The 23,810-nt window shown below is 58.9% G+C and carries 25 protein-coding genes; 19 read left to right on the forward strand and 6 right to left on the reverse strand.

Translation table 11 applies throughout. The annotated features are described in order from the left end of the window. Positions 1–11: 11 nt before the first annotated feature. The gene (gene folK, locus AR456_RS04465) at positions 12–545 is read right to left on the reverse strand and encodes a 2-amino-4-hydroxy-6-hydroxymethyldihydropteridine diphosphokinase (RefSeq protein ID WP_021820153.1); all 534 of its coding nucleotides are present in this window, start codon (positions 543–545) and stop codon (positions 12–14) included. Then, positions 545–910 (reverse strand): dihydroneopterin aldolase, encoded by a 366-nt coding sequence (gene folB / locus AR456_RS04470; RefSeq protein WP_021820154.1) that lies wholly within the window; start codon positions 908–910, stop codon positions 545–547. The genes folK and folB overlap by 1 nt, the downstream gene beginning before the upstream one ends. A gap of 332 nt (positions 911–1,242) precedes the next feature. Between folB and plsY the strand changes: the two genes are divergently transcribed. After that, a complete protein-coding gene (gene plsY, locus AR456_RS04475; protein ID WP_031208486.1) occupies positions 1,243–1,806 on the forward strand; it encodes a glycerol-3-phosphate 1-O-acyltransferase PlsY in 564 nt (187 codons plus the stop codon). A 199-nt stretch (positions 1,807–2,005) separates the two neighbouring features. Here the strand turns inward: plsY and AR456_RS04480 are convergent, their stop codons facing one another. The 4 genes from AR456_RS04480 to edd form a co-directional block, all read right to left on the reverse strand. After that, positions 2,006–2,962, reverse strand: a complete 957-nt coding sequence (locus AR456_RS04480; RefSeq protein WP_021820156.1) for a carbohydrate kinase family protein — start codon at positions 2,960–2,962, stop codon at positions 2,006–2,008. 66 nt (positions 2,963–3,028) lie between these two features. After that, complete coding sequence (locus AR456_RS04485; RefSeq protein WP_021820157.1) at positions 3,029–3,967, reverse strand: D-hexose-6-phosphate mutarotase; 939 nt, start codon at positions 3,965–3,967, stop codon at positions 3,029–3,031. Then, positions 3,964–4,932 (reverse strand): glucokinase, encoded by a 969-nt coding sequence (gene glk, locus AR456_RS04490; protein WP_021820158.1) that lies wholly within the window; start codon positions 4,930–4,932, stop codon positions 3,964–3,966. The genes AR456_RS04485 and glk overlap by 4 nt, the downstream gene beginning before the upstream one ends. 11 nt (positions 4,933–4,943) lie before the next feature. After that, positions 4,944–6,830 carry a phosphogluconate dehydratase gene (gene edd / locus AR456_RS04495; protein ID WP_021820159.1) on the reverse strand — a complete coding sequence of 629 codons (1,887 nt, stop codon included), beginning with the start codon at positions 6,828–6,830 and terminating at the stop codon, positions 4,944–4,946. Positions 6,831–7,158: 328 nt separating this feature from the next. Here edd and AR456_RS04500 point away from each other — a divergent pair, with 328 nt between their 5' ends. From AR456_RS04500 to rpoS, 18 genes are all read left to right on the forward strand, one after another. Next, positions 7,159–8,319: a GNAT family N-acetyltransferase gene (locus tag AR456_RS04500; protein WP_021820160.1), complete on the forward strand. Its 1,161-nt coding sequence runs from the start codon at positions 7,159–7,161 to the stop codon at positions 8,317–8,319. A 244-nt stretch (positions 8,320–8,563) separates the two neighbouring features. Continuing rightward, a complete protein-coding gene (locus tag AR456_RS04505; protein ID WP_021820161.1) occupies positions 8,564–9,949 on the forward strand; it encodes a sigma-54 interaction domain-containing protein in 1,386 nt (461 codons plus the stop codon). A 620-nt stretch (positions 9,950–10,569) separates the two neighbouring features. Then, positions 10,570–10,917 carry a hypothetical protein gene (locus tag AR456_RS04510; protein ID WP_021820162.1) on the forward strand — a complete coding sequence of 116 codons (348 nt, stop codon included), beginning with the start codon at positions 10,570–10,572 and terminating at the stop codon, positions 10,915–10,917. 5 nt (positions 10,918–10,922) lie between these two features. Continuing rightward, positions 10,923–11,495, forward strand: coding sequence for a hypothetical protein (locus AR456_RS04515; protein ID WP_155829323.1), 573 nt, complete (start codon positions 10,923–10,925; stop codon positions 11,493–11,495). Next, positions 11,495–12,151 (forward strand): hypothetical protein, encoded by a 657-nt coding sequence (locus tag AR456_RS04520; RefSeq protein WP_021820164.1) that lies wholly within the window; start codon positions 11,495–11,497, stop codon positions 12,149–12,151. Before AR456_RS04515 ends, AR456_RS04520 begins: the two co-directional genes overlap by 1 nt. A 55-nt stretch (positions 12,152–12,206) precedes the next feature. After that, a complete protein-coding gene (locus AR456_RS04525; RefSeq protein ID WP_021820165.1) occupies positions 12,207–13,427 on the forward strand; it encodes a hypothetical protein in 1,221 nt (406 codons plus the stop codon). Between the two features lie 81 nt (positions 13,428–13,508). After that, positions 13,509–14,213, forward strand: a complete 705-nt coding sequence (locus tag AR456_RS04530; RefSeq protein ID WP_021820166.1) for a C39 family peptidase — start codon at positions 13,509–13,511, stop codon at positions 14,211–14,213. A gap of 40 nt (positions 14,214–14,253) precedes the next feature. Further along, a complete protein-coding gene (locus tag AR456_RS04535; RefSeq protein ID WP_021820167.1) occupies positions 14,254–15,057 on the forward strand; it encodes a hypothetical protein in 804 nt (267 codons plus the stop codon). A 109-nt stretch (positions 15,058–15,166) separates the two neighbouring features. Next, on the forward strand, positions 15,167–16,252 hold the full coding sequence (locus tag AR456_RS04540) for a transporter (protein ID WP_021820168.1): 1,086 nt from the start codon (positions 15,167–15,169) through the stop codon (positions 16,250–16,252). A 211-nt stretch (positions 16,253–16,463) separates the two neighbouring features. After that, entirely contained in the window at positions 16,464–16,790 is a 327-nt protein-coding gene (gene ftsB / locus AR456_RS04545) for a cell division protein FtsB (protein WP_021820169.1), read from the forward strand. Continuing rightward, positions 16,787–17,521: a 2-C-methyl-D-erythritol 4-phosphate cytidylyltransferase gene (gene ispD, locus AR456_RS04550; RefSeq protein ID WP_021820170.1), complete on the forward strand. Its 735-nt coding sequence runs from the start codon at positions 16,787–16,789 to the stop codon at positions 17,519–17,521. The genes ftsB and ispD overlap by 4 nt, the downstream gene beginning before the upstream one ends. 11 nt (positions 17,522–17,532) lie before the next feature. Next, positions 17,533–18,027 (forward strand): 2-C-methyl-D-erythritol 2,4-cyclodiphosphate synthase, encoded by a 495-nt coding sequence (ispF, locus tag AR456_RS04555; protein WP_031208496.1) that lies wholly within the window; start codon positions 17,533–17,535, stop codon positions 18,025–18,027. Next, entirely contained in the window at positions 18,014–19,129 is a 1,116-nt protein-coding gene (gene truD / locus AR456_RS04560) for a tRNA pseudouridine(13) synthase TruD (RefSeq protein ID WP_236995541.1), read from the forward strand. Before ispF ends, truD begins: the two co-directional genes overlap by 14 nt. Next, positions 19,126–19,872 (forward strand): 5'/3'-nucleotidase SurE, encoded by a 747-nt coding sequence (surE, locus tag AR456_RS04565; RefSeq protein WP_021820173.1) that lies wholly within the window; start codon positions 19,126–19,128, stop codon positions 19,870–19,872. The genes truD and surE overlap by 4 nt, the downstream gene beginning before the upstream one ends. Then, the gene (locus AR456_RS04570; RefSeq protein ID WP_031208497.1) at positions 19,859–20,524 is read left to right on the forward strand and encodes a protein-L-isoaspartate(D-aspartate) O-methyltransferase; all 666 of its coding nucleotides are present in this window, start codon (positions 19,859–19,861) and stop codon (positions 20,522–20,524) included. The genes surE and AR456_RS04570 overlap by 14 nt, the downstream gene beginning before the upstream one ends. Further along, complete coding sequence (locus tag AR456_RS04575; protein WP_021820175.1) at positions 20,521–21,507, forward strand: DUF368 domain-containing protein; 987 nt, start codon at positions 20,521–20,523, stop codon at positions 21,505–21,507. The genes AR456_RS04570 and AR456_RS04575 overlap by 4 nt, the downstream gene beginning before the upstream one ends. Next, complete coding sequence (locus AR456_RS04580; RefSeq protein WP_021820176.1) at positions 21,500–22,639, forward strand: peptidoglycan DD-metalloendopeptidase family protein; 1,140 nt, start codon at positions 21,500–21,502, stop codon at positions 22,637–22,639. The genes AR456_RS04575 and AR456_RS04580 overlap by 8 nt, the downstream gene beginning before the upstream one ends. Positions 22,640–22,798: 159 nt before the next feature. Then, positions 22,799–23,791 carry an RNA polymerase sigma factor RpoS gene (gene rpoS, locus AR456_RS04585; protein WP_021820177.1) on the forward strand — a complete coding sequence of 331 codons (993 nt, stop codon included), beginning with the start codon at positions 22,799–22,801 and terminating at the stop codon, positions 23,789–23,791. Positions 23,792–23,810: the final 19 nt, after the last annotated feature.

Below are 23,810 nucleotides of genomic sequence, written 5' to 3' on the forward strand. Positions count from 1 at the left end.
GCGCTGTGATTTCAGGCTTGAGGCGGCGTACCCTGTAGGGGAAGTAGATGGCCTTGCCAATGGAATTCAATGGGCCATAACGCCTGATCGTGATCATCGAAAGCTGCCCACAGTTCGTCATAGCGGCGGCCATCAATGGGGTGGCGAATGTCAGGCAGCAGTTCGGACAAGGGCCAGAGGACAAAGGCGTGGTGGAGGATTTCTCCACGGGGCAACAGTACACCACCATGCTCGCCACACAACTGATTGACCGTAAGGATGTCGATATCCAGTGTGCGAGGACTGAACTTGGGGCTGTCCTTGAGGCGTCCATGGCGTCGCTCGATGTCCTTGCACCAGGCCTGCAGTTCCGCCACAGAGCAATCACTGTCGAAGGCGACCACCAGATTGTAGAAGTTACGGCCGTCCTCGAATCCCACCGGACGGCTTTCGAACACCCGCGAGATAGCCAGCTCACCGAAGCTATCGGCGAGAGCATCCAGACAGGCGCGGATGTGTTGGCCGCGCTCGATGTTACTGCCCAGGCTCAGTGTTACCAGTGCCATCAGGCGGTCTCCGGTCGGACGCCACGTTCGATCATGACGCCCACTGCTCTTGCATTGGGAACGGCGCCGGGCTTGCGGATTGTGAGGCGAAGCCAGGCAATGGCAAACTCGTCTCTCAGCATGGCGGTCAGGCGCTCAGCGAAGGTCTCGACCAGCGCGAAGTCATGTTCGCTGGCGAAACGACCGATGCGCTGGCTGATGGCGTCATAGTCCAGAGTCAGCGAAAGGTCATCCCGCTCGGCTGCTGCACGGATGTCGGTGGCCAGGCACAGGTCCAGTGACAACCGTTGAGTGATGGTGCGCTCCCAGTCGTAGACGCCGATCACGGTGTCTACTTCGAGCGCTTCGATAAGTACCTGGTCCATAGAACTATAGCCATTGGGGTTCTCGAGGTCGCTGATTGTACTTGAGCCTCTGGTCTGGCGACAGGACGAATTCCGCGTTCGCCATGGTGCAAGGAAGTGCCGCATGGAATGGCTGTTCTGGTGAAAGCGTCTGGCGCAGAATAGGATAGCGAGCGGAGAGTTGGCTATGTTCGTTCCAGACGAACAAGCACACTACCTGCCTCCCTGAGAGGTAGAGCTACAAACGGCCTTCTGGTGTGCCGACGAGCAGTGGGGCGTCGGTGGTGATTCCCGGACGGTGTTCCCCCTGAGTCATGCGAGGAGCGGCTGTGGGGCAAGACTGGAGTATCATCCTGGCGCTGGCAGTGCTCGGATACCTGAGTGGCACCTGGCTGGGAGCGATCACTGTCTGCCGTCTTGCTCGGTTGCCTGACCCGCGCCTGACCGGGTCCAGCAATCCGGGGTTTTCCAACGTGCTGCGCCTGCATGGCAAGCGCCTTGCGTTGGCAACATTGCTGATCGATATGGCCAAGGGCTGGCCGGTGTTGCTGATGGGAATGGCGTTGGAGCTGGCTCCCTGGGGACTGGGAGTCGTAGGTCTAGGGGTACTGTTGGGCCACTGTTATCCGTTGTGGTATCACCTGCGCGGTGGCAAGGCGGTGGCCAGTGCGTTTGGCATCATGTTGTTGCTGACGCCGGGAGTTGCCTTGATCTGTGCGTTGATCTGGGTGCTGCTGGCATGGCGGGTTCATACTGCAGCAGTTGCCTCCTTGACCAGCGCCTGTTTGGCACCGCTGATCAGTCTATGGCTGGCGCCGGATTTCGTCTGGGTCGTGGTGGCCTTTGCCATCCTGGTGCTGATCCGCCACGCGCTGAATATTCGACGCCTGCGTGATGGCAGCGAGCATCAGTTGTAGCTCGAACTCGAATTCGAGCTGTAAGCGCTAAGCTGTAAGTAGCCCCACAGAGGCGAGCCAGGCGGCCCTGGATAGTCAGCGGTTCGCCGTTCGAGACTCGCTTACCGCTTACCGCTTACCGCTTACCGCTTACCGCTTACCGCTTACCGCTTACCGCTTACCGCTTTCCTCTTCCCTCTTCCCTCTTCCCTCTTCCCTCTTACAACCCCACATCCTCAGGCTTTGGCAGGGCGATATAGGCACCGGGACGCGTCACCGCATGGGCACCGCAGCGGCAAGCCAGGCCAAGGGCTCGGTCGAGGAAGTCGGTGTCGTATTGCCAACCATCCGCCTGCCAGTCGTGCTCGGCGAGAGCTGCGAGCAGGCCGCCGATAAAGGCATCGCCACCAGCCGTTGTGTCGACTGCCTTCACTGCGGGAGGTGTCATGGATGTCATTCCGTGGGCGGTGTAGGCCTCTACCGAACCGGGGCCATCCGTCACCACGATGAGCCGCACTCCTGCCGCCAGGCGCTGGGCGATCCAGTCCTCGCGGGGATGTTCGGCGCGTAGATGATCGAGTTCTTCGCTGGAAACCTTGACCAATGCGGCCTGGTCGATCAGTCGGGTAACCAGCGAAATATCGACGTGATGGTCCGGCCAGAGGTTGTGGCGCAGATTGGCATCGACACTGACCAGGCTGCCAGAGCGATGCGCCATCTCGGTAATGGCCAGCGTTGTCTGAGCGATATCAGGATCTGTCAGACTATTACTGCATAGGTGAATGATGGCCGGATTGGCGAAGACGCCAGCGGGCAGATGTTCGGTTCGGTAGAGCAGGTCGGCGGCGGGGGGGCGATAGAAGTCGAAGGTGCGTTCGCCACTGCTGTCTCGGGAGACAAAGGCCACACAGGTGCGTGCCAATTGCGTACGCACTACGCCACTGACATCGACACCATGGTGCCTGAGCTCCTGTTCAAGAAAATCGCCGAAATAGTCGGCGCCGAGCATGCCGAGAAAGCTGCTGGGGAGTCCGAGGCGAGCGCAGGCCACTGCGACATTGGCCGGAGCTCCACCGGCATAGGGGGTGAATGTCTCCGGCCCCTGCTGACGATCATCGCCGAGGCGACTGGAAAGCATATCGACGAGGGCTTCGCCGAAGGCTATGACTGGGGTCATGCGGGATCTCCTGTTGTCTAGCCTGCGCGCCTCCCGCTTGTGGTGAGTGGAAGGCGTGGCGAATCATCAGTCGTTGGTCAGCGACAGGGTGGTGCCGAGCATATGCTGGGCGCCAGGCACCATCCACACTGGATCGAGACGGGTGTTGGCGGACTCGATGCACAGAAAGCGCCTGGCGGTAAGAGGCGGAGTATCCGGGTGCACATTGTCACCGGGATTCCATACCACCACCGAGTCACTGTTCTGGCGGGCGACACGCATGCGGCGCTGGCCATCGTCGAGAGTGACCTCTGCGTTGCTGTGATAGATGCGATCGACGCCGGAGCGCACACCAAGTTCGCCTTGCTGTTCGCTTTCGGCAAAGTCCTTGAGTTTGTCGAGATAACGAGCGCCGATGAGACCTTCTACGCGACAGGCGAAGACATCATCCACCGCCAGATAGCTATGCAGGGCTGCGGTCATCTTGATTGGCGTATCTCCGACATGCTCGGTGATCAGCTCGACATGCAGGCGCTGCGCATTGGCCTGGACCACCGCGCGCGGATGCAGTTGACTGTGCAGCCGCTCGGGCAACGACAGGTGAACCTCAATACCTTCTTCATGCTCATCGACGGCATCCAACTGCCAGTTGGCCTTGCGCGCCGGTCCATGCATCGGGCCTGAGCGGTCAGGAGACTCATCGGCAGTGTTCTCACTGGCAAACCAGGGCCAGCACAGTGGGATACCGCCACGAATCGCACCTGGAGCCTCCTGCGGCGTGGGCGTAACCCATAGCCAACCACCCGCGACCAGTGGATCATCAACACCACTGTTGATGGTCGCCGGTTCGCCTGTGGCTCGCGCGTCTTCGGGCGCGGGAAGATAATGAAGCACCTGAGCGCCCTGCAATGAGATCGCCAACTGCCCCCAGATTTCATTGGCGACCCAGATTTCACGTCCGGCCCAGCTGACGATGCGCTGTCCTTCGGTGGCGTCAATCAGCGCCTTGAGTGATGCGGGAATCATTCGACCTCCTCGTTGTGGAGTGCCTCGGCGGCGCCCAGCAGCCCTGTCCAGGGCGCCTTGACCACGTGCACAGAGATGGCTTCATTGTACGGGCGCATGCGCCCTTTGGCACAGAAGGCATTGAGGAAGCCGCTGTGGGGAAGCCAGTCGATCAAGCGTGGCACGATGCCGCCACACAGATAGACACCACCTCTGGCGCCGATGGTCAGCGCGGCATCACCTGCCGTATCGCCGAGAATCTTGAGAAAGCGCAGGATGGTATCACGCCCGAGAGGGTCACCAGCATTGGCCGCTCGGGTAACCTCTGCCGGACTTGTCGCAGTGCTCGGTAGCCCCTCTATCTCGGCAAGGATCCGGTAGAGGTCCAGTAACCCCTGGCCACACAGCACACGCTCAACACTGACGCGACCATAGCGGCGGTGGAAATGCTGATAGATTTCCAGCTCACGGTCATCGGTCGGTGCGAAGCTGGCGTGGCCGCCTTCGTTGGGTAGTGGAATCCACGCGCGTCGAGCTGGAAAGACTCCGGCCATACCAAGCCCGGTGCCGGGGCCGATGACCAGGCGGGTGGCATGGTCGACAATTGCGCCCTGGTGGATGGTCACCAGATCAGTGTCCGGCACATGCGGGACACCCAGCGCCTGACCCATGAAGTCGTTGATGACCTTGAACAGCTCAAGACCGAGCGCATCCTTCACTTCGGACTTGGTGAAGTCCCAGTGATTGTTGGTCATCGTTACCCGTTCATCATGCACTGGGCAGGCGAAAGCCAGACAGGCCTCGCGCGGCGCCTGGTCACCGGTGGCACCAACGCGTTCGAGATAGTCCTGTACCGCCTCGACAACACCGGGATAATCAGCGCAAGGCAGAGTCAGAATGGAGTACGGATCGGTGGTGCCCGGTAGCACCAGCGCCAGACGGGCGTTGGTGCCACCGATGTCACCGATCAGAGCAGGGCGTGTCATTGGCGAATCTCTCAGGCGTCTTCGTCATGAATCTGGCTCTGCTGGCGTGCCAGGTCGTCTGCCTCGAAGCTGCCAAAGACCCCAGCGCCTTCCTCGGCCCGCATCGCGAGATGGCGGAAGCCGCCGAACAGTTCGCGTCCGAGACCGACGTGATAGTGGTCCAGCTCGGCGACGTGTTGTGGGCGATCCGCCCACTCGCGTGCATCGATCAGCACCTTGAGTTCTCCGCTGTCAGCGTCCAGGCGCACGACATCGCCGTCACGCAGGCGAGATAGCGGGCCACCATCGAGGGCTTCCGGCGTGATGTGGATAGCGGCTGGCACCTTGCCTGACGCCCCGGACATGCGGCCATCGGTGACCAGCGCGACGTGGTAGCCACGATCCTGAAGTACGCCGAGATAAGGCGTCAGCTTATGCAGCTCGGGCATGCCATTGGCCTTGGGCCCCTGGAAGCGCACAACGACAATGACGTCGCGATCCAGGTCACCGGATTCGAAGGACGCCTTGAGTTCATTCTGATCTTCGAAGATCTTGATGGGGGCCTCGACCACTCGATGCTGAGACTCCACCGCCGAGACCTTGATCACACCGCGGCCGAGATTGCCATCCAGCACATTGAGGCCACCAGTGGCAGCGAAGGGATTGGCGACCGGGCGCAGCACGTCCGGATCGAGGCTCTCGCTCGGACCTTCGCGCCATACCAGCTTGTCACCCTCGAGGAATGGCTCCTGGGTGTAGGCAGTCATGTCGGTGCCGAACACGGTCGGCAGGTCGCCATGAATCAGGCCGGTGCCCAGCAGCTCGCGGATCAGCAGACTCATGCCGCCAGCGGCCTGGAAATGATTGATATCGGCCTGACCATTCGGGTACACCCGCGTCAGGCTCGGCACGGCGGCGGAGAGTTCCGCGAAGTCATCCCAGTTGATGGTGATGCCGGCAGCAGCCGCCATCGCGACCAGGTGCATGGTGTGGTTGGTGGAACCACCCGAAGCCAGCAGCCCTACCATGGCGTTGACGATGGCGCGTTCATCGATCTGGCGATAGAACGGACGATAATCTCCACCGGGCTCGGTATTGCGGACCGCCTGCTGTGTGGCAAAACGGGTTAATGCTTCACGCATTCCGGTGCCGGGGTTAACAAAGGAGGACCCAGGCAGGTGCAGACCCATGAACTCCATCATCAACTGATTGGAGTTGGCGGTCCCGTAGAAGGTGCAGGTGCCGGGGCTGTGGTAAGACTGGGATTCCGCCTCAAGCAACTCATCGCGCCCCACCTTGCCTTCAGCAAACAGCTGACGCACCCGGGCTTTTTCCTTGTTGGGCAAGCCACTGGGCATCGGACCGGCAGGGACGAACATGGCGGGTAGGTGGCCAAAACGTGCGGCACCGATAAACAGGCCCGGTACGATCTTGTCACACACGCCGAGGTAGAGGGCGGCGTCGAACATGTTGTGCGAGAGGCCGACGGCGGTGGACATGGCAATCACGTCGCGTGAGAACAGTGACAGCTCCATGCCCGGCTGGCCTTGGGTCACACCATCACACATCGCGGGAACACCGCCAGCAAACTGTGCTGTTGAGCCCATCTGGCGCGCCGCGTCACGGATCACTTCGGGATAGGTTTCGAAGGGCTGGTGTGCCGAGAGCATGTCGTTGTAGGACGAGATGATGCCCAGGTTGGCGCTGTTCATCATCTTGAGCTGGTTCTTGTCATCGCTACCGCATGCCGCAAAGCCGTGGGCGAGGTTGCCACATGACAGCTCACTGCGATGCACTCCGCGCTGATGCTGATTCTCCATGCGCTGCTCGTAGAGCGCACGCCGCTCACGCGAGCGCTCACGGATGCGTTCGGTCACGCGGGCGACGGTAGGGTCGAGCGAAGGTAATTGGCTAGCCATGGTCAACCTCGGTCTAATGAGAAATCACTGTACAAGTGCACTGCTGGACCTTACCTGATGGCACCGGCACTTTTCGTATATGTAATTTTACCAAACAAAATTCCAGTTTCCTTCCCTTTCTACGATTCTTTGGTCGAGTTTGTAGTTTTATTACAGCGAAGGGTAAGCAAAAGTGGCAAATGGTATCTCACCGGCGGCAAGGCAGCTAAAGTCTGGCAGCCTGTGACAGGATCGCAAGGCTGTCTTGAATCGCTATCCATCCCGAGCTGGTCGGGTGCGCCAGCGGGAATACAGGGCCAGTGGAAATACAAGAGACGGAGAGAAGCCAATGACGCAGCTCAGGTTGGAATGCATCAAGGCTGTGGCGGACATCAAGCCGTCGCACTGGAATGCCCTGGTCAGTGATGATCATCCTTTCCTGCGTCACGAGTTCCTGCATGCACTGGAGAGCACGGGTGCGGTGGCCGCCGATACCGGCTGGTTGCCTGAGCACCGTACCTTGTGGCTAGGCGAGCGTCTGGTCGGCATTCTACCGTTTTATCTCAAGAGGCACTCCTGGGGAGAGTATGTCTTCGACTGGGGATGGGCCGAAGCGTGGCAGAATGCCGGTGGCCGCTATTACCCCAAGGGGCTGAGTGCTATTCCCTTTACCCCTGCACCAGGGCCGCGGCTGGCACTGGCAGAAGGGGTCGACAGGATGGCTGCCATGGAACTGTTGGCCACGAGCTGGGAGTCGGATGCGCGGCTGTCGAGCTGGCATCTGTTGTTCGCTGAGCCGAGTGAAGTTGCGGATTGGTGTCTAGCTCGGCCACAACTGGTCCAGCGCAGCGGAGTGCAGTTTCAGTGGCGAGATAGGGAATTCGGCGATTTCGAAGGCTACCTGGCGGCGATGAATTCGAAGCGTCGCAAGGAAATTCGCCGTGAGCGCCGGCGGGTGCGTGAGCAAGGCATCAGTCTACATCGCCTGAGCGGCAGCGAGATCAGCCACAGTGACATTCAGCATTTCCATCGCTGCTACCGCCTCACTTACCTCGAGCGTGGCCAGAGTGGTTATCTGAGTGAGGCATTCTTTCTGCGTCTGCTTGAGGACATGCCGCATGCACTGGTGCTTGTTCAGGCGCGTCATAGTGGTCAACCGGTTGCCGCAGCGCTGTGTCTGCAGGGCAGCCGCACGCTCTACGGCCGTTACTGGGGAAGCGAAGTAATGGCCGATTGCCTGCACTTCGAGACCTGCTATTACCAGGGTATAGAGCATTGCCTGCAGCAAGGACTGACGTGTTTCGACCCAGGAACCCAGGGGGAGCACAAGGTGTCCAGAGGCTTCGCGCCGGTAAGGCTGACCTCCCTGCACTACATTGCCGACCCGCGCCTCAGCGATGCAGTGCTGGATTTCTGTCGTCGTGAGCATTCACATATCCAGGCATATGCCGGCAGTGCTGAGCAGGGGCTGCCCTTCCGTAGTGAAGCTGGTTTGAATGCTATGCCCTGACGATGTTGTCATTCCTGTGCAGGCGTGAAAGTGTAATGCGTTGAATCCCCATCATCGAGGAAAGCGCTAGACTGCATATATCCAGTTATTTGCCGATATTCCGTAATCGGCGTTATCCCATCGCCATCCCCATCTTGAATGTGGGACTGGTGCGGTGGGTTCCGGGGCAACAGCAATCAACAACTACCCTGGTCCAGGCCTGCCGCAAGAGCGGGCATCATGATCGGGGCGCGGGGGCGAACTGATGAGTGGGTTGCAGCGCTGCTGTTGGTGGGTAGGTGATACTGGCGGGGAGTCTGCCCGTCTCTACGATGGTCTGGTAGCCAATGGCTGGAGCCTGGTGCCGTTACCGCTGCCGCTGGCGGATTGCCGAATTTCCGGTAAGGATGAATGCCGAGTGGGTGTTGTCACCCTGGCGGACCTTGAAGTGAATGATCTTCGGCAACTGGAGCCGTTGATGTTACGCAGCGCCAGGCCCTGGATCGTCGTGGGGTGTGACGCGGACCTGGAAGATCCCGAGAAGCGCCGAATCATTGCCCACCTCAGTCATGGCATGGTGACTCGAGAGGTGGATATCCTGAGGCTGTCGATACTGCTTGAGCATGGTGCTGATCTGGCACGCCTTCAGCAGCGTGAGCGTGAACTTCAGCAGACCAGTCGCAGTCGTGATGAGCGGGATGATTATGAGTTTGTCGGCACCACGCCTGCCATGTGGGACCTGTTCAAGACCATCCGCAAGGTGGCAGCGGTAGATGCACCGGTTTTCATCAGCGGCGAGTCCGGTACCGGCAAGGAACTGACCGCTCAGGCCATTCATGAGCGCTCTTCGCGCAGCTATCTGCCGTTCCATGCCATCAATTGTGGTGCCTTGCCGGAGCACTTGATCCAGTCCGAGCTGTTCGGCCACGAAAAGGGTGCCTTTACAGGGGCTTCTCAACGCAAGATCGGGCGTTTCGAGGCGGCGGACGGTGGCACTCTGTTTCTCGATGAGATCGGCGACCTGCCACTCGACCTTCAGGTCAATCTACTGCGCTTTCTTGAGACCCGAAGTATACAGCGCGTTGGAGGGCTGGAGGATATTCCCGTGGATGTTCGAGTCCTCGCCGCGACCCATGTCAATCTGGAACGGGCGGTCGAAGAAGGGCGATTCCGTGAGGACCTCTTCCATCGTCTCAATGTCCTGCATATCCGGGTGCCGGCGTTGCGTGAACACACGGAAGACATCGAGATTCTGGCGCGTTTCTTCTTCGAGCGTTTCGCCAACGAGAAGGCGTCATGTCTCAAGGGGTTCTCGCGCGAAGCGTTGACGGTCATGCAGCGCTACCATTGGCCGGGCAACGTACGAGAGCTGATCAATCGCGTACGCCGGGCGATGGTGATGTGTGAGAACCGACTGATCCAGCCTGAAGATCTTGGTATAGAGCGACGTGGACCCAACCGCCACCAGGTGACTCTCGAGGAAGTCCGCGAAGCGGCCGAACGAGAGGCACTGCTTGCCGCTCTGGGCCGTAATCGCTACCGAGTCAATGCTGCTGCCACTGAGCTGGGTGTCTCACGAGTCACCATCTATCGCTTACTCGATAAACACGGTATTTCGCGCACACCACAGGAGGAAGCTTCCTTCGGTTGATGTCGGAAACGGGCTGCCTCCCGGCAGCCTGGTTCTTTGCTATCTGTAACGCTACTGAGACATCCTGTGTTGGGCGGTATCCCTCTCTGATTGATCTAAAAAACATCAACTATATCAATAGCCTGCCTCTACTCCGTCTGGCGGCAGTCGTTTGTTGTGGCCTGCCCCTGCGCCATAGAGCGCTGGATGATGCGCCGCTGTTACTGCGCTGACATCCATCCTTCCCCCGTCTTGTCCTCTTGACCGCAAACCCTTATGAGAAATGGTTTTTTCAAGCACTGAAGCCAGCCTTGTCTGGCTTTCAGCGGGATGTCTGGTCCATTCTTGTTTCACTCTTGGCTTGATGTAGTCAACATGTTGATATTAAAGAAAAATATTGTCTATCAAGCCGTTTGTGAATGACGGTGTCGTGGATGTTGTTTCATCTGCTTAACAGTTTCTGTTCAAGCAAAAATATAAATTTGTTTAAAAACAATTAGTTATTAAGTTGGCACGCGAATTGCTATTGCTTGTGGAAAGAATTGCTTGTGGAAGGAAAGGTCATCGCAGGAATGAGAAAGGCAGTCGGTAGCAGGCAGGAGTGATCGCAGGACAACCACACCTCTATCGGAGGAACCGAAATGAAGAGGTCGACCGGCAGAAGATGGGTGGTGGTACTGGGAGCATCGATGTTGCTGACAGCATTCTACGCTGTGGCTGCCGAGGATCCTGCAATCGATACAGAGAGGCTGCCAGCAGGGGTGACGCTGCCGGAGTTCGAGGTCATCAACGACAACACTCTCGAACAGGTACGCGGGCGGTACATACCTCACACCGATACCGATATCGGAGCAGTCGATGGGGTGATCCTGTGGGACGAGCGTCCAGGGCGTGATGCAGGAGGTGGTGGTAGTGGTGTTGATCACCGTGCTGCCAACGGCCTCAACAACCTACAACGCGTCAGCGTCACTGCGCAAAGGAATAGGTGATCGTCATGAAAATGATGATGCAGAACAGGAAGCAAGGGGGAGGCAGGAGAACAGCGACACGCTGTCGGCAGGGATGCCTGTTGTCCGTGCTTTGCGCTGGGCTGTGGAGCGGTTTGGGGACCGCTTCCAGCCAGGCCGCAGACTTGCGCCCTGGCGTGATGCCGGGAGAAATCGTCGTCATTCGAGAGGTTGAGCATGCCCCGGTTGGCCAGGTCAATCGTGATAGCGGACCGATTCGCGCCAGGGCTGACCTCATTCACAGCAGCGAGATGGCGAGTCGAGCCACCCATCGTATCCATGGCCAGATGAAGGGCGTTACGGCGGTCATGCTTTCCGATAGTCAGGCCGCGGGAGTGTCCAGTGGAGTGCATTCGGGCATCGGGCGGATGCATCAGGCATTGGGAACCAGTGGTGCTCTCGGATCCGGCAGTGCAGTCAACAGTCAGCGCCTGGGCGGAACTCCAGCAGGAAGTGGCGGGGGGGCGCGTATCGGTGGCGGTGTCGTCGGTGTCACCAGTGGTATCGCTGACACCGTGACCGGGGCTCTGGCTCCTCTGACAGCAGGAAGGGGACAGTGATGAAACGTCATCCTTGGCAGCACGGACAACGCGAATCCGCCGTACGACATTGGCTGGAGGGCGCCATCTTGATGACGGCTCTTGCGGTCGTGATGGCGAGCCCGGAGAGCGCCCACTCCCAGGATCTATCAGCACTCAAGAGCAGCACAGTGATTGGTGGTAACGCGCTGAGCAATGTCAGCGGTGTTGCAGCAGCCAACACTGCTGCCGGTCAAGGCAATCTGCAGTCCAACAGTGGCAACCTGGCGATTGGGCAGCAGGCCGGGACCAATCAGGGGCTCGTTCAACAGTCCCGTATCGATCAACGTCTGGCCGCCATTCAGGCCGATACCGCCATCAAGGAGCGTGCTTTCCGCAATGCCTCTGGATGGGTGTCGGTCAACCAGGCAGCCGGCATCGGCAATGTCCAGAGCAATACCTTCGGTATGGCGATGGGCACTGGTGTCAGTGACCTCAGCGACAACAGTCTGCAGCAGGTGCTGGCAACAGGGCAGGGGCTGAACGGGTCAGCCGGTGGCAACGCGGGCAGCACGGTACGCAACCTCGAGATAGATGAGTCTGCGTTCAGTGGTGCGCGAGGCGTCATTCAGGTTAGCCAGTCAGCCGGCACGGGGAACGCTACCAGCAATAGGTTCAGCCTACGGTTGAATCAGTAGGTGGCGCGAATCAACAGCAGTAACAAGGCACTATGGTTCATTCAGGAGAAACATCATGAAAACCTTCAATAAAGCTCCGCTTGCACTGGCCATTTCTGCACTTCTGGTGGCGCCTGCCGCCATGGCTGATCGCTGGGGCGGCAACGACTTCGATACTGACTCCAGCATCGACTCCAACTTCGATAACGATATCAGTGTTGATATCGATCACGATCAGGCGTTCAAGGCCAGAACCGGTGTCATCGGTGGGTCGGTCTTCTACGATCCGAACTATTCCGGCGCTACCGTGGACTCCAAGCAGCTCAGCGATGGCAACGAATCTTCTCAGACCATGACGAAGAACAATGCCACCGTGAATGGCAACGCGCTGCGTGGTGCCGCCGGTAATATCGGTGCCAACGTGGCCGCCGGTGACAACAACCAGCAGGCCAATGATGCCGCTCTGGCATCCTCTGATGCATCGACCGTGTTTGGCCAGGCCAGCTCGTTCTCCGCACAGTCTGCTTCCAACAACATGCACTACACCTCTGGTAGCCCGAACAATGCCACCCTGGGTGGTAATGCTCTGCGCGGTGCCAGCGGTAACATCGGCGTCAACGTTGCAGCGGGTATGGGCAACGCTCAGCACAACAGCCTGGCAGCGGCGGTCAATACTGCCAGCGGTAGTGCACAAGCCACTACAGGTGGTGTGCAGGCTTCCTATGGCAACGATACCGTCACCACTGGCAACAAGGTGCGTCTGTGGAGCGGCTCCAGCTATGAGGAAGACACCCGGTTGACTGGTGGTTACGCCGGTGTCGGCCTGGGTGGCATGCATGGTGAGTATGAGGGCACCACCGAAGGCGTCTCCGACCAACGCGGTGATGTCTACCTCGATACCTGGAGTGGTGAGACCCACACCGGTGGCAACAATACCGGCCATATCGATGTGGATAGCGTAGCCCAGGGCGCTCAGGACGATAACGGCGATGGCGGTGCCTTTGTCTTCACTGAAAATGGCACTGAAGAAGGCAGCTTCTCCGGCGGTCTCGGCTTTGTCGAGTTCGGTGCCATTGCACTTGGCGGTACTACTTCAGGCAGCAGCCGTGAGTTCCGTGATGTGCTGGTCTACCAGCAGAATAATGCCACTCTGGGCGGCAACGCTCTGCAGGGCGCCGTGGGTAATATCGGCGTCAACGTGGCATCCGGCAGTGGCAACCTGCAACGCAATTCACTGTCGATTGCCTCCAGCATGGGTGGCTCTGTCGGCGGTGGTGGTGGTGGCGGAGAACAGTAATCTTCAGCCTTCACTAATGCTCCCGGCCCATTCTGTGGGCCGGGACTCCATCGAGGTTGCACTGACGTATCGGAGCTCTCCATGAAACTGCCGCACTGGACCATGGTTCCGCTGATGGCACTGGGTATCGCCCTGCCCTGGCAGGCCAGCGATGCCGGGGTCGTACAGATTCCGGGAGTCGTGTCGGGTACCTTGATGAGCAAGGGTGTCCAGTCGATTCGCGAGCGCCGCTACGAGAATCTCATCGAGCAGCGCACCGATTTTTCCTGTGGGGCCGCATCGTTGGCCACCATTCTGCGTTACGCCTATCAGTTTCCCGACACCAGTGAAAACCAGGTACTCAGCGGAATGCTGAAACTGGCGGATATTGAGCTGGTGCAACAGCAGGGCTTCTCTCTGCTGGACATGAAGAATTACGTCGAGAGTCTAGGGCTACGCGGTCGTGGCTATGAGGTCACGCCGGAGACCCTCGATGAAGTCTCGATTCCAGTGATCGTGCTGCTGGATCTGGATGGATACAAACACTTTGTGGTCCTGAAGAAGGCGAGTGACGATCGCGTCTATATCGGTGACCCCGCATTGGGCAACCGGGTCATGTCACGAGACGACTTCATGAGCGCATGGAACAACATCATCTTCGCAGTAGTGGGAGAGGGGTATGACCGCTACTCGGTTTTGCTCGATCCGCGCCAACCTCTCTCGGCGCACCGCATGCGGGATGTTTTCTCTCCCGTGTCGCGGGAACAACTGGTCGATTTCGGCTTCCGCCATACCGAGTTGTTCTAGCTCGGAAGCGATCTCGGTAAATCGGCCTGGGGACAGGACCATGCTGGGACAACGAAAACAGCAAGTGCGCCAGTATTCGCGGGTGTGGTGGGTACTGGCTCTGAGCTTGGGCACACCGGCAGCCATGGCTGCCACAACCGACTTTTCACCGCTTGAGGAAGCCGCTGAGTCGCGCCAACTCAATGACGAGGAACTGGGGCAATTACGTGGTCGCTTTGTCGATAAGGGCCGTGTGATGTTCTTCGGTGTTGAGATGGTAAGCCATTGGCGTACGGCGTCAGGTGACCACCTCACGGCGGGTACTCGGATGATCGGCGATCTTATGCAGGGGCAGCCCAGCGTGCGCTTTCAACCGGTCATCAACAGCTTCAGTACCGATGAGGTGGCCAGACTGTCAACGGGAGGTAGCGGCGCTACGGTCGTTGATCGCGGAACCCGTAATGCGTCCGGGGTTGTGCAATCGATACAGGCCGGGGGGAATTTCAATATTGCCAACAACGGCCTGTCTCTCGACGTTATGGACGCTTCGGATTTCCGGTCGGGAGCACAGGGTGGAGTGAAGGGAGGTCGAGTAGAGGCGCAAGGCGCCAACAATTCGCGGATGAGCATTTCCATGCAGCCGCGAGACATGAGTGTGGCCATCGATCTGCCGGGGCACGGCCGTATCGAACAGGCCATCGTACCGGGTAGTGGGTTGCGGCAGTCGATACAGCTGACCAGTAATCTGCAGCGGGTTCAGAACCTGACGCGACTGCAGCTGTACATGGGTAATCAGCCAGGCGGCAGCCATAGTGAAATGCCTGGAGTGTTGAATGGTATTCGGGCGGCGGCAGCACTACGCTGAAGCTGGATGGCATTGGTTCCGACACTGATACCCATTGCTCGAGACACTCGTATCAGAAGCGAGCGATATATCAAAACCATAAAGATCTAAAGGGACAAGGGAGAAAGACGTGAACAACAGCTATCGTCGCGTGGTGCGTCCACCCTTTGTGGGCGCCGTCGTTCTGGGCTTCGGAGTCACGGCTTCCGGCCAGGTGCTGGCCCAGACGACTATTGGCACCGAGCAGCAGGCAGCACGAGAGGAATCCCAGAGCCGCAGTGTCCAGGATATCTATCGTGAAGAGCATGCGCTGTTCTCGGATCGTCTGACCGTCGAACCGGGTATCACCTACACCTATTCCGACCGTGATAGCCTCGCTCTGCGAGGCTTTCTGGCTTTGGACGCTATTTTTCTCGGTGAGTTGAATCTCGACAACGTCGAGAGCCATATCACCACCATGGAGGTGAATACCCGCTACGGCTTTACCGACCGTCTCGAAGCCAGCATCAATGTTCCCTTCGTGTACCGAACCACCGAACTGGAATCGATTGGGGGGGATCTGTCCACCGAGCAGAATACTTCTGCCAGCGTCAGTGATTCGGGGCTGGGAGATATCACTGCCAATCTATCTTATCGCCTGCTGCCGGAGACCTACGAGCGCCCGGATGTCGTGGTCAGCCTCGGGGTTCGAGCACCCACCGGCAAGGACCCCTACGGCATCGACCTCAACCAGGATCCAGACAATACCAACCTGTATGTGCCAGAGGAGTTACCGACCGGCAACGGTGTATGGGGGATTACCGCTGGCGTCTCGGTATTGAAGACCGTGGACCCGGCGATCGTATTTGCCAACCTCGGTTATACCTACAACATCGAGGACGAGTTTGACGATATCTCTGGTGGCGAAGGCAATCAGCGAGCCAAGGTCGATCTGGGCGACAGCATCTCGGCCGGCTTTGGTACCGCGTTTGCGCTCAACGAGCGCTTGAGTCTCGCCTTGTCCTACTCTCATGAGCACATTCGTGAAACCAGGATCACTCCAGACGGTGGCAGCAGCACCAAGGTGGTCGGTAGTGGCGCCAATATCGGTGTGTTCAATATCGGCGGCACCTATGCACTGAGTGATTCCACGTCTGTGGTGACCAATCTCGGGATAGGCATGACCGAAGATGCTTCCGATATCCTGCTGACCTTCAGAATGCCGTTTCAGCTGTGATGAGCTGCGGGCTGTGGCCCGCAGCTACCAGCACGCTTCGCCTGGGCTACGGGCTGTTCGGCTGCGCTCCATGGCTCAGGCACACAAGCCGGAGACAGATTACAGCTCGCGCGGAGCGTGCTCGATGCTCGCTGCTCAATGATGCGGTCGCCCCTGTTGGTCGGTAGATGGCATACTAGTCGCCAGGATGAATTTGCAACGGACCCCGGGCATGCTCAAGTGGTTGGCGATAGTGCTGGTGGCGTTGCTCGCTCTGCTGCAGTACCGACTGTGGCTGGGAGAGGGTGGCGTCCAGGAAATGAAGGAAGTCAGTGGACGAGTCGAGGTTCTGGAGACAGCCAACAAGCCATTGCGTGACCGCAATGCACGGTTAGCCGCTGAGATTGTCGATCTCAAGACGGGGCTGGATGCCATCGAGGAGCGTGCGCGCAGCGATGTAGGCATGGTCCGTACCGATGAACAGTTCTTCTGGGTACCGGGAGTGGAATCCAGCGAGCCGGCGACCAGCCCGGCTCCCAAGCCGGGAGCGTCCCAATGACACCACGTTGGCTGATCGTGCCGGCGGCAGGGGCAGGGCGACGCATGGGCTCGGAATGCCCCAAGCAATATCTGTGCATTGCCGAGCGACCGGTATTGGCACACACCCTGGCGCGACTTCACCTGGCCTTTCCCGAGGCTGGGCTCTGTCTGTGTCTGCAGGCCGATGACCCATATTTCTCTGCTGAGTGGGTACCGTTTGCCGACTATCGGCGCGTATCGGGTGGAGAGGAACGCGTCGACTCGGTGCTCAATGCCTTGCGCGCCATTGAAAGTGAGGCTGCGGACGACGATCTGGTGCTGGTACATGACGTGGCCAGACCCTGTGTCAGTATCGACAATCTCCTTGAGCTGGCCCGCGAGGCCACGCTGTCTGCAAGTGGCGCGCTATTGGCGACGCCAGTGGCAGATACCATCAAGCGTGATGACGCTGCCGGGCGTGTCCAATCTACCGAGGACCGTCGCGGGCTATGGCAGGCTCAGACACCCCAGGGGTTCCGTTATGCGCTGCTGCGTCAGGCGTTGGAGATGGCGTTGGGAGCGGAAGGCATCGGCGCATCTCTGGTGACCGATGAAGCCTCTGCAGTGGAGGCACTGGGGTTGGCTCCCAGGCTTGTGGCGGGTCGTCGCGACAATATCAAGATTACTCATCCCGAGGACCTTGCTCTGGCCGAGCATATTCTGGCGGCCCAGCGGCAGTCCGAGCATATCCAGGAGACAACGGCATCATGACCGCGAGCGGGCTGCGAATCGGCCATGGATTTGATGTACACCGCTTTGGTGAAGGCGATCATCTGATGATCGGTGGTGTACGAATCCCCTTTGATCACGCCTTTATCGCCCACTCCGATGGTGACGTGTTGCTGCATGCGATCAGTGATGCCTTGCTGGGCGCCTGTGCGCTGGGGGATATCGGTCACCACTTTCCCGATACCGACCCCGCCTGGCGGGGAGCAGACAGCCGTGATCTGCTGCGCCAGGTGATGACATCGGTGGCTGAGCAGGGTTACCGAGTCGCTAACCTGGACGCCACTCTGATGGCACAGGCACCGAAGATGGCACCTCACCTGGCGGCCATGCGTGAATATATTGCCGACGATCTGCGGGTGCCGATGGAAGCGATCAACGTCAAGGCAACGACCACCGAGCGGCTGGGCTTTACCGGTCGTGGAGAGGGAATAGCCGCAGAAGCCGTGGTGTTGTTGGTGAGTGTCGGTGAGGCCAATGATGCGCGATGATATCCACTGGCCACCCGAGTGGCCTCGTGCGCTGGATGCTCGTTTCGGGATACCCGTTGCGGGAGGTTATCGTGCCTGTGCCGAGGACTTTGTTGTTGAGGAGTGTCTTGACTTCGCACCGGAAGGCCAGGGCGAGCACCTGTGGCTGTGGGTCGAAAAACGTAATGCCGCGACCAGTGATGTGGCCAGACAGTTGGCGCTTCAGTGCGAGGTGGGGTCGCGAGATATCGGCTATGCCGGTATGAAGGATCGCGTTGCGGTGACTCGCCAGTGGTTCTCGGTACACTTGCCGGGTCGCGAGGCTCCCGAGGACCTGGTCGAAGGCCTGACAGAGCGCGGCTTCAAAGTGCTGAACATGACTCGCCACCCCCGCAAGCTCAAGCGCGGCGTGCATCGCGGCAATCGCTTCACGCTGCGCTTGAATGGGGCAGTGACTCAAGACGAGTCGCTGGAGCAGCGTTGGCAAGCCATTGTCGCCGAGGGGGTTCCCAATTATTTTGGTCCCCAGCGCTTCGGCAGCGATGGACGTAACCTGTTTCGCGCGCGAGATCTGCTGGCGCGCGGCTGGCGAAAACGCGATGACCGTGAAGGCATGCTGCTGTCAGCAGCGCGTAGCTTCCTGTTCAATGCTCAGTTGGCGGAACGTCTGGTGGCAGGGCAGTGGCGGACGGTGCTGAATGGTGATGTGATGATGCTGGATGGCACTCAGAGCATGTTTGCGGTCGAGGCGCAGGATAGCGAACTCCAGCAACGCTTGATCTCCGGAGATATTCATCCCACTGCGGTGCTTTGGGGACAGGGCGGATCGCGTGCCATGGGCGATGCTGAGCAACTTGAGCAGAAGGCTCTGGCGTGCTGGCCCGGCCTCTGTAACGGCCTTGAACGTGCCGCCGTCAAGGCATCGCGTCGTGCGCTGCGAGTCCGGCCATCCGAAGGGCTGCTGCAGCGTGATGCCGATGGTGTCACGCTGGAGTTCACGCTCCCCAGTGGTGCCTTTGCTACCGCAGTGTTGCGTGAGTTGATGAGTCATCCGACGCTGGACTTCGATACCTTGCCCGACGCTCGCGCGGCTGAGCAGGGAATGAACGGGGAGCCACAATGAGGCGTTTATTGCTGTCCAACGATGATGGGGTCAATGCGCCCGGTCTGCACGCACTGCATGAGGCACTGTTGCCATATGCGAAACTGCGGGTAGTGGCACCGGATCGTGATCGCAGTGGCGCCAGTAATTCATTGACCTTGTCGCGACCATTGTCGCTGACGGCTCTGGAAAGCGGCTTCTACAGTGTCGATGGCACGCCAGCCGATTGTGTCTACCTCGGTGTCAATGGAGTCTGGGATGAATCACCGGACCTGGTGATCTCCGGGATCAATCATGGTGCCAATCTAGGCGATGATGTGCTCTATTCGGGCACAGTAGCGGCGGCCATGGAAGGACGCAATCTGGGCATGATTGCCATCGCAATGTCGTTGGCTGGTCGTCAGCATTTTGATAGCGCCGGGCGTGTTGCTGCTAGCCTGGTGGGCGCGTTGGAACAGTTGTCACTGCCACCGCGTACACTGCTCAATGTTAATGTGCCGGACTTGCCGTGGCAGGAGATTCGCGGTTTTCGTGTGACCCGGCTTGGCCATCGAGGCCCTGCGGAACGCCCCATCGAGACCCGTGATCCGAGAGGCCGAATCCGTTACTGGATTGCTCCGGTGAGCGAGAATGCCGATGACGGCCCGGATACCGATTTTGCTGCCGTGGAGTCAGGCCACGTGTCGATTACGCCGCTACAGACCGACCTGACTCGGCATGCGGCCCTTGAGGATGTGCGAGACTGGCTGGATGCACTCACCTGATCTTCGTGGTGTTGGGATGACATCGCAACGTACTAGAGACCGCATGGTGCAACGTCTTCATGAGCAGGGCATTGAAGACAGCCTGGTGCTGGACATCATGGCCAGGGAACCACGTCACCTGTTTCTCGACGAGGCGCTATCGCATCGCGCCTACGAGGACACGGCACTGCCGATTGGTCATGCTCAGACGCTGTCGCAGCCATGGATCGTGGCGCGAATGAGCGAGCTGGTGCATGAACAGCAGCCGACCAGAGTACTGGAGATAGGCACTGGCTCAGGCTATCAGACGTTGATACTGGCCCGCATGGTCGAAGAGCTCTGGTCGGTGGAAAGAATCAATGCGCTGCATCGCCAGGCAGCGAAGCGCATGCGTCTGCTCAAGGCGCATAACGTGCGTCTACGGTTGGCTGACGGTGGTCATGGGTGGCCGGAGGCAGCGCCTTTCGACGTTATTCTGTTGACGGCCTGCGCCAGTGAACTACCGGAGCCGCTGTTGTCGCAACTGGTCGAGGGCGGAGTACTGATTGCACCACTCGAAGCTCATGACGGCAGCCAATGGCTGACGCGTGTACGCCGCTGTGGCGAAAGCTATGAACATGAACGGCTGGAACCGGTCCGGTTCGTGCCGTTACTCGAAGGAGTTATTCGTTGAAGCGATATCCCGGGATTTTCCTGCGTGGCTTGGGCATGGGAGCCGCAGATGCCGTTCCCGGAGTGTCAGGGGGAACCATTGCCTTTATCACTGGCATTTATGAGGAACTGATCGAGAGCATCAAGCGTTTCGGCCCGAGTGCCTTTGCCGCTCTGCGTCAGAGAGGACTCCAGGGACTGGTTGAACATCTCAATCTCGGGTTTCTGGTGCCTCTGCTGGCTGGCATTGCGTTGAGCGTGGTCAGTGTTGCCCATGCCGTGGTGTGGCTACTCGATAACCATCCACTGCTGCTCAATGGCTTCTTTTTCGGGTTGGTGGCAGCGTCGGCGGTGGTTGTCGCCCGACACCCGGTGGATTGGCGCTGGTGGTATATCCTGCCGTTGGCTTCCGGGTTGCTGTTGGCTCAGGGGCTTCCTGCGCTGATGCCTGCGGTCAATGCGCTGGGTAGCCCGCAACTGGTGCTTATGGTTGCCGGGGCCATCGCCATCAGCGCGATGCTGTTGCCCGGGGTGTCGGGAAGTTTCCTGCTGCTGAGCATGGGACTATATGATGTGGTGATGGGGGCCGTGCGTGGGTTCGACATCGCGCTGCTGGTCTGGTTCGCCGGTGGTTGTGTGCTGGGCCTGGTGTGTTTTTCGCGTTTGTTGTCCTGGCTATTGCGTCATTATTACGGCGCGACGCTGCAGATGTTGCTGGGCTTCATCATCGGTTCGATGCCGGTGCTGTGGCCCTGGCGTGAGTTGATTCGCTATCAACTTGGTGGTGAAAATCAAATTGTTCCGCTGGATTATCGTTATCTGGCCCCCTGGGATTACTCGTCGGTGACCGGTGAACCCGCACAACTATTGGGGGTGACTGTTGTTGCTGTGATCGGCATGCTACTGGTGCTGGTGATCGCCCATGTGGGGAACAAATCCGTCAATAACCGTGGTCATAATGATACTGCGCCCCTTGCCGACAAGGAGAAGAGTTCCGATGCATAAGACCCTTATCGTCTCCAGCCTGGCCCTGGTTCTGGCTGGCTGTGCCAATCAACAGGGCCCCGCTCAACCTGTACAGGTGCAGGATCTGTCTTCCACTCGTGTTGCCGAGTCCGACGTGCCTGCGCAATATACGGTAGAGGCGGGAGATACTCTCTATGGCATTGCATGGCGCCATAACATGGATTTTCAGGAGTTGGCGAAGCTCAACAATATTTCGCCACCCTACCGCATCGGCGTCGGGCAAACGCTGGTTCTCCAGCCCGGTGCTCAGGGGCAACAGGTTGCTCAAGCCCAGACGGGTAATCAGGAAGGTGCCGTGGCAACTCCGCTGGGGTCTGCTGGCGCCAACGCAACAGCGGCGGCGGGCTCCGAAGATCTCGAATGGCTGCTGCCGGATGGCAGCACCGAAACGGTGTCCTCGAGTGGCGGAGGGCAGGTCACTGGTGCAGCAGCGGCAGGAGCCGTGGCTGCGGCTGGAGCTTCCATGCCAGGTCCTGTTCAGAATTGCAGTAGTCCCGGAGCCAACTGCACAGCAGAGGAGGCCCAGGAGGCGGTAGTAGCGGCGGCGGAGCGGGAAGCGCAGCAGCAACAGGAACAGCAGCAACAGGAACAGCAGCAACAGGAACAGCAGCAACAGGAACAGCAGCAGGTATCTGCCGAAGACGCCTCAAGCACCAGCCAGCAGAGTGCCGAGTCGCCCTCTTCCAGTTCTTCCAGCAGCGCCTCCAGCAGCTCTCGGAAGACCTACACACCCGCGGAAAACATCAGCTGGCAGTGGCCGGTGGATGGCCAGGTTGTGTCGGGTTACGGTGAGGATACGAGGGTCACCAAAGGCATTGATATCGGCGGACAAAAGGGGCAACCTGTGAAAGCAGCGGGGCCGGGCATTGTGGTCTATGCAGGCGATGGTGTCAGCGACTATGGCAACCTGGTCATGATTAGACACAACGATGAGTATCTGAGCGTTTACGCCTACAACGATTCCCTCAATGTGAAGGAGAATGATGTTGTCGATGCCGGTCAGGTCATTGCCACCATGGGGAAAACGGACTCCGATGATGTTCGGCTTCATTTTGAGGTGCGCAAGGACGGTCAGGTGCAGGATCCCCTGGAATATCTGCCTGCCCGTTGAATGAGTGCTGGCCAGGGCCACAGGAGTGGTGACTGGTCAGGACCTCCCCGACGAGAAGAATGGATCACTTCTTGTCGGAGCGTCACACAATAATAATCTTTAGCGTTGATCTTGGGCGATGAAGACAACGCTGGGTCGCAACCATGGGGTAGCTATACGATGAGCATGCTTGAACGGGATCTTCAGGATGTGAATCTCGACACGGTAGACGAGGTCGATGATGTGTCCGATGGAAACATTGTTGACGACTCGGATGATGCCGAAGAGGAAAATGAGGAGTTCGAGAAGGCGCTTGGCAAGGAAGATCGGTATTCGCGTCAGAGCCTCGATGCGACGCAGATCTACCTCAATGAGATCGGCTTCTCGCCTCTGCTGACACCGGAAGAAGAGGTCTTTTACGGCCGCCTGGCACGTAAAGGGGACCCTCAGGGGCGTGCGCGGATGATCGAGTCCAACCTGCGCCTGGTGGTCAAGATTGCCCGCCGTTACCTCAATCGAGGGTTGACCCTTCTGGATCTGATCGAAGAGGGCAATCTGGGCCTGATCCGTGCGGTGGAAAAGTTTGATCCCGAGCGAGGTTTTCGTTTCTCGACCTATGCCACCTGGTGGATTCGCCAGACGATAGAGCGCGCGTTGATGAATCAGACGCGCACCATTCGCTTACCTATTCATGTGGTCAAGGAGCTCAATATTTATCTGCGTGCTGCAAGAGAGTTGACGCAGAAGCTCGACCACGAAGCCACAGCCGAGGAAATTGCCGAACACCTCGATAAGCCGGTGGATACGGTCAAGAAGATGATGGGGCTCAATGAGCGCGTATCCTCGGTGGATTATCCGATGGGCGGTGACAGTGACAAGCCGTTGATCGAGACACTGGCCGATGACAATGAGCAGGGCCCCGAATCAACACTGGTAGATGGGGACGTCAAGGCACATGTCGACCAATGGCTGGCTGAGTTGACCGATAAGCACTGTGAAGTAGTGGTACGGCGTTTTGGCTTGCGAGGCCACGAGGCGGCGACGCTTGAGCAGGTCGGTGAAGAAATTGGCCTGACACGGGAGCGTGTGCGTCAGATTCAGGTCGAGGCGCTCAAGAAGCTGCGGCGCATGCTCGACAAGCAGGGCCTCTCGCTTGATGCCATCTTCGAATAGCCCTCTATTCCCTTGAAAT

Origin of the sequence: Halomonas huangheensis, assembly GCF_001431725.1 — a bacterium.
Taxonomy (GTDB): Bacteria; Pseudomonadota; Gammaproteobacteria; order Pseudomonadales; family Halomonadaceae; genus Halomonas; species Halomonas huangheensis.

Excerpts from the sequence above, each read along its gene's own strand:
- folK (WP_021820153.1), bottom strand. The coding sequence starts at position 545 with ATGGCACTGGTAACACTGAGCCTGGGCAGTAACATCGAGCGCGGCCAA.
- folB (WP_021820154.1), bottom strand. The coding sequence starts at position 910 with ATGGACCAGGTACTTATCGAAGCGCTCGAAGTAGACACCGTGATCGGC.
- AR456_RS04480 (WP_021820156.1), bottom strand. The coding sequence starts at position 2,962 with ATGACCCCAGTCATAGCCTTCGGCGAAGCCCTCGTCGATATGCTTTCC.
- AR456_RS04485 (WP_021820157.1), bottom strand. The coding sequence starts at position 3,967 with ATGATTCCCGCATCACTCAAGGCGCTGATTGACGCCACCGAAGGACAG.
- glk (WP_021820158.1), bottom strand. The coding sequence starts at position 4,932 with ATGACACGCCCTGCTCTGATCGGTGACATCGGTGGCACCAACGCCCGT.
- edd (WP_021820159.1), bottom strand. The coding sequence starts at position 6,830 with ATGGCTAGCCAATTACCTTCGCTCGACCCTACCGTCGCCCGCGTGACC.
- AR456_RS04500 (WP_021820160.1), top strand. The coding sequence starts at position 7,159 with ATGACGCAGCTCAGGTTGGAATGCATCAAGGCTGTGGCGGACATCAAG.
- AR456_RS04505 (WP_021820161.1), top strand. The coding sequence starts at position 8,564 with ATGAGTGGGTTGCAGCGCTGCTGTTGGTGGGTAGGTGATACTGGCGGG.
- AR456_RS04510 (WP_021820162.1), top strand. The coding sequence starts at position 10,570 with ATGAAGAGGTCGACCGGCAGAAGATGGGTGGTGGTACTGGGAGCATCG.
- AR456_RS04515 (WP_155829323.1), top strand. The coding sequence starts at position 10,923 with ATGAAAATGATGATGCAGAACAGGAAGCAAGGGGGAGGCAGGAGAACA.
- AR456_RS04520 (WP_021820164.1), top strand. The coding sequence starts at position 11,495 with ATGAAACGTCATCCTTGGCAGCACGGACAACGCGAATCCGCCGTACGA.
- AR456_RS04525 (WP_021820165.1), top strand. The coding sequence starts at position 12,207 with ATGAAAACCTTCAATAAAGCTCCGCTTGCACTGGCCATTTCTGCACTT.
- AR456_RS04530 (WP_021820166.1), top strand. The coding sequence starts at position 13,509 with ATGAAACTGCCGCACTGGACCATGGTTCCGCTGATGGCACTGGGTATC.
- AR456_RS04535 (WP_021820167.1), top strand. The coding sequence starts at position 14,254 with ATGCTGGGACAACGAAAACAGCAAGTGCGCCAGTATTCGCGGGTGTGG.
- ftsB (WP_021820169.1), top strand. The coding sequence starts at position 16,464 with ATGCTCAAGTGGTTGGCGATAGTGCTGGTGGCGTTGCTCGCTCTGCTG.
- ispD (WP_021820170.1), top strand. The coding sequence starts at position 16,787 with ATGACACCACGTTGGCTGATCGTGCCGGCGGCAGGGGCAGGGCGACGC.
- truD (WP_236995541.1), top strand. The coding sequence starts at position 18,014 with ATGATGCGCGATGATATCCACTGGCCACCCGAGTGGCCTCGTGCGCTG.
- surE (WP_021820173.1), top strand. The coding sequence starts at position 19,126 with ATGAGGCGTTTATTGCTGTCCAACGATGATGGGGTCAATGCGCCCGGT.
- AR456_RS04570 (WP_031208497.1), top strand. The coding sequence starts at position 19,859 with ATGCACTCACCTGATCTTCGTGGTGTTGGGATGACATCGCAACGTACT.
- AR456_RS04580 (WP_021820176.1), top strand. The coding sequence starts at position 21,500 with ATGCATAAGACCCTTATCGTCTCCAGCCTGGCCCTGGTTCTGGCTGGC.
- rpoS (WP_021820177.1), top strand. The coding sequence starts at position 22,799 with ATGAGCATGCTTGAACGGGATCTTCAGGATGTGAATCTCGACACGGTA.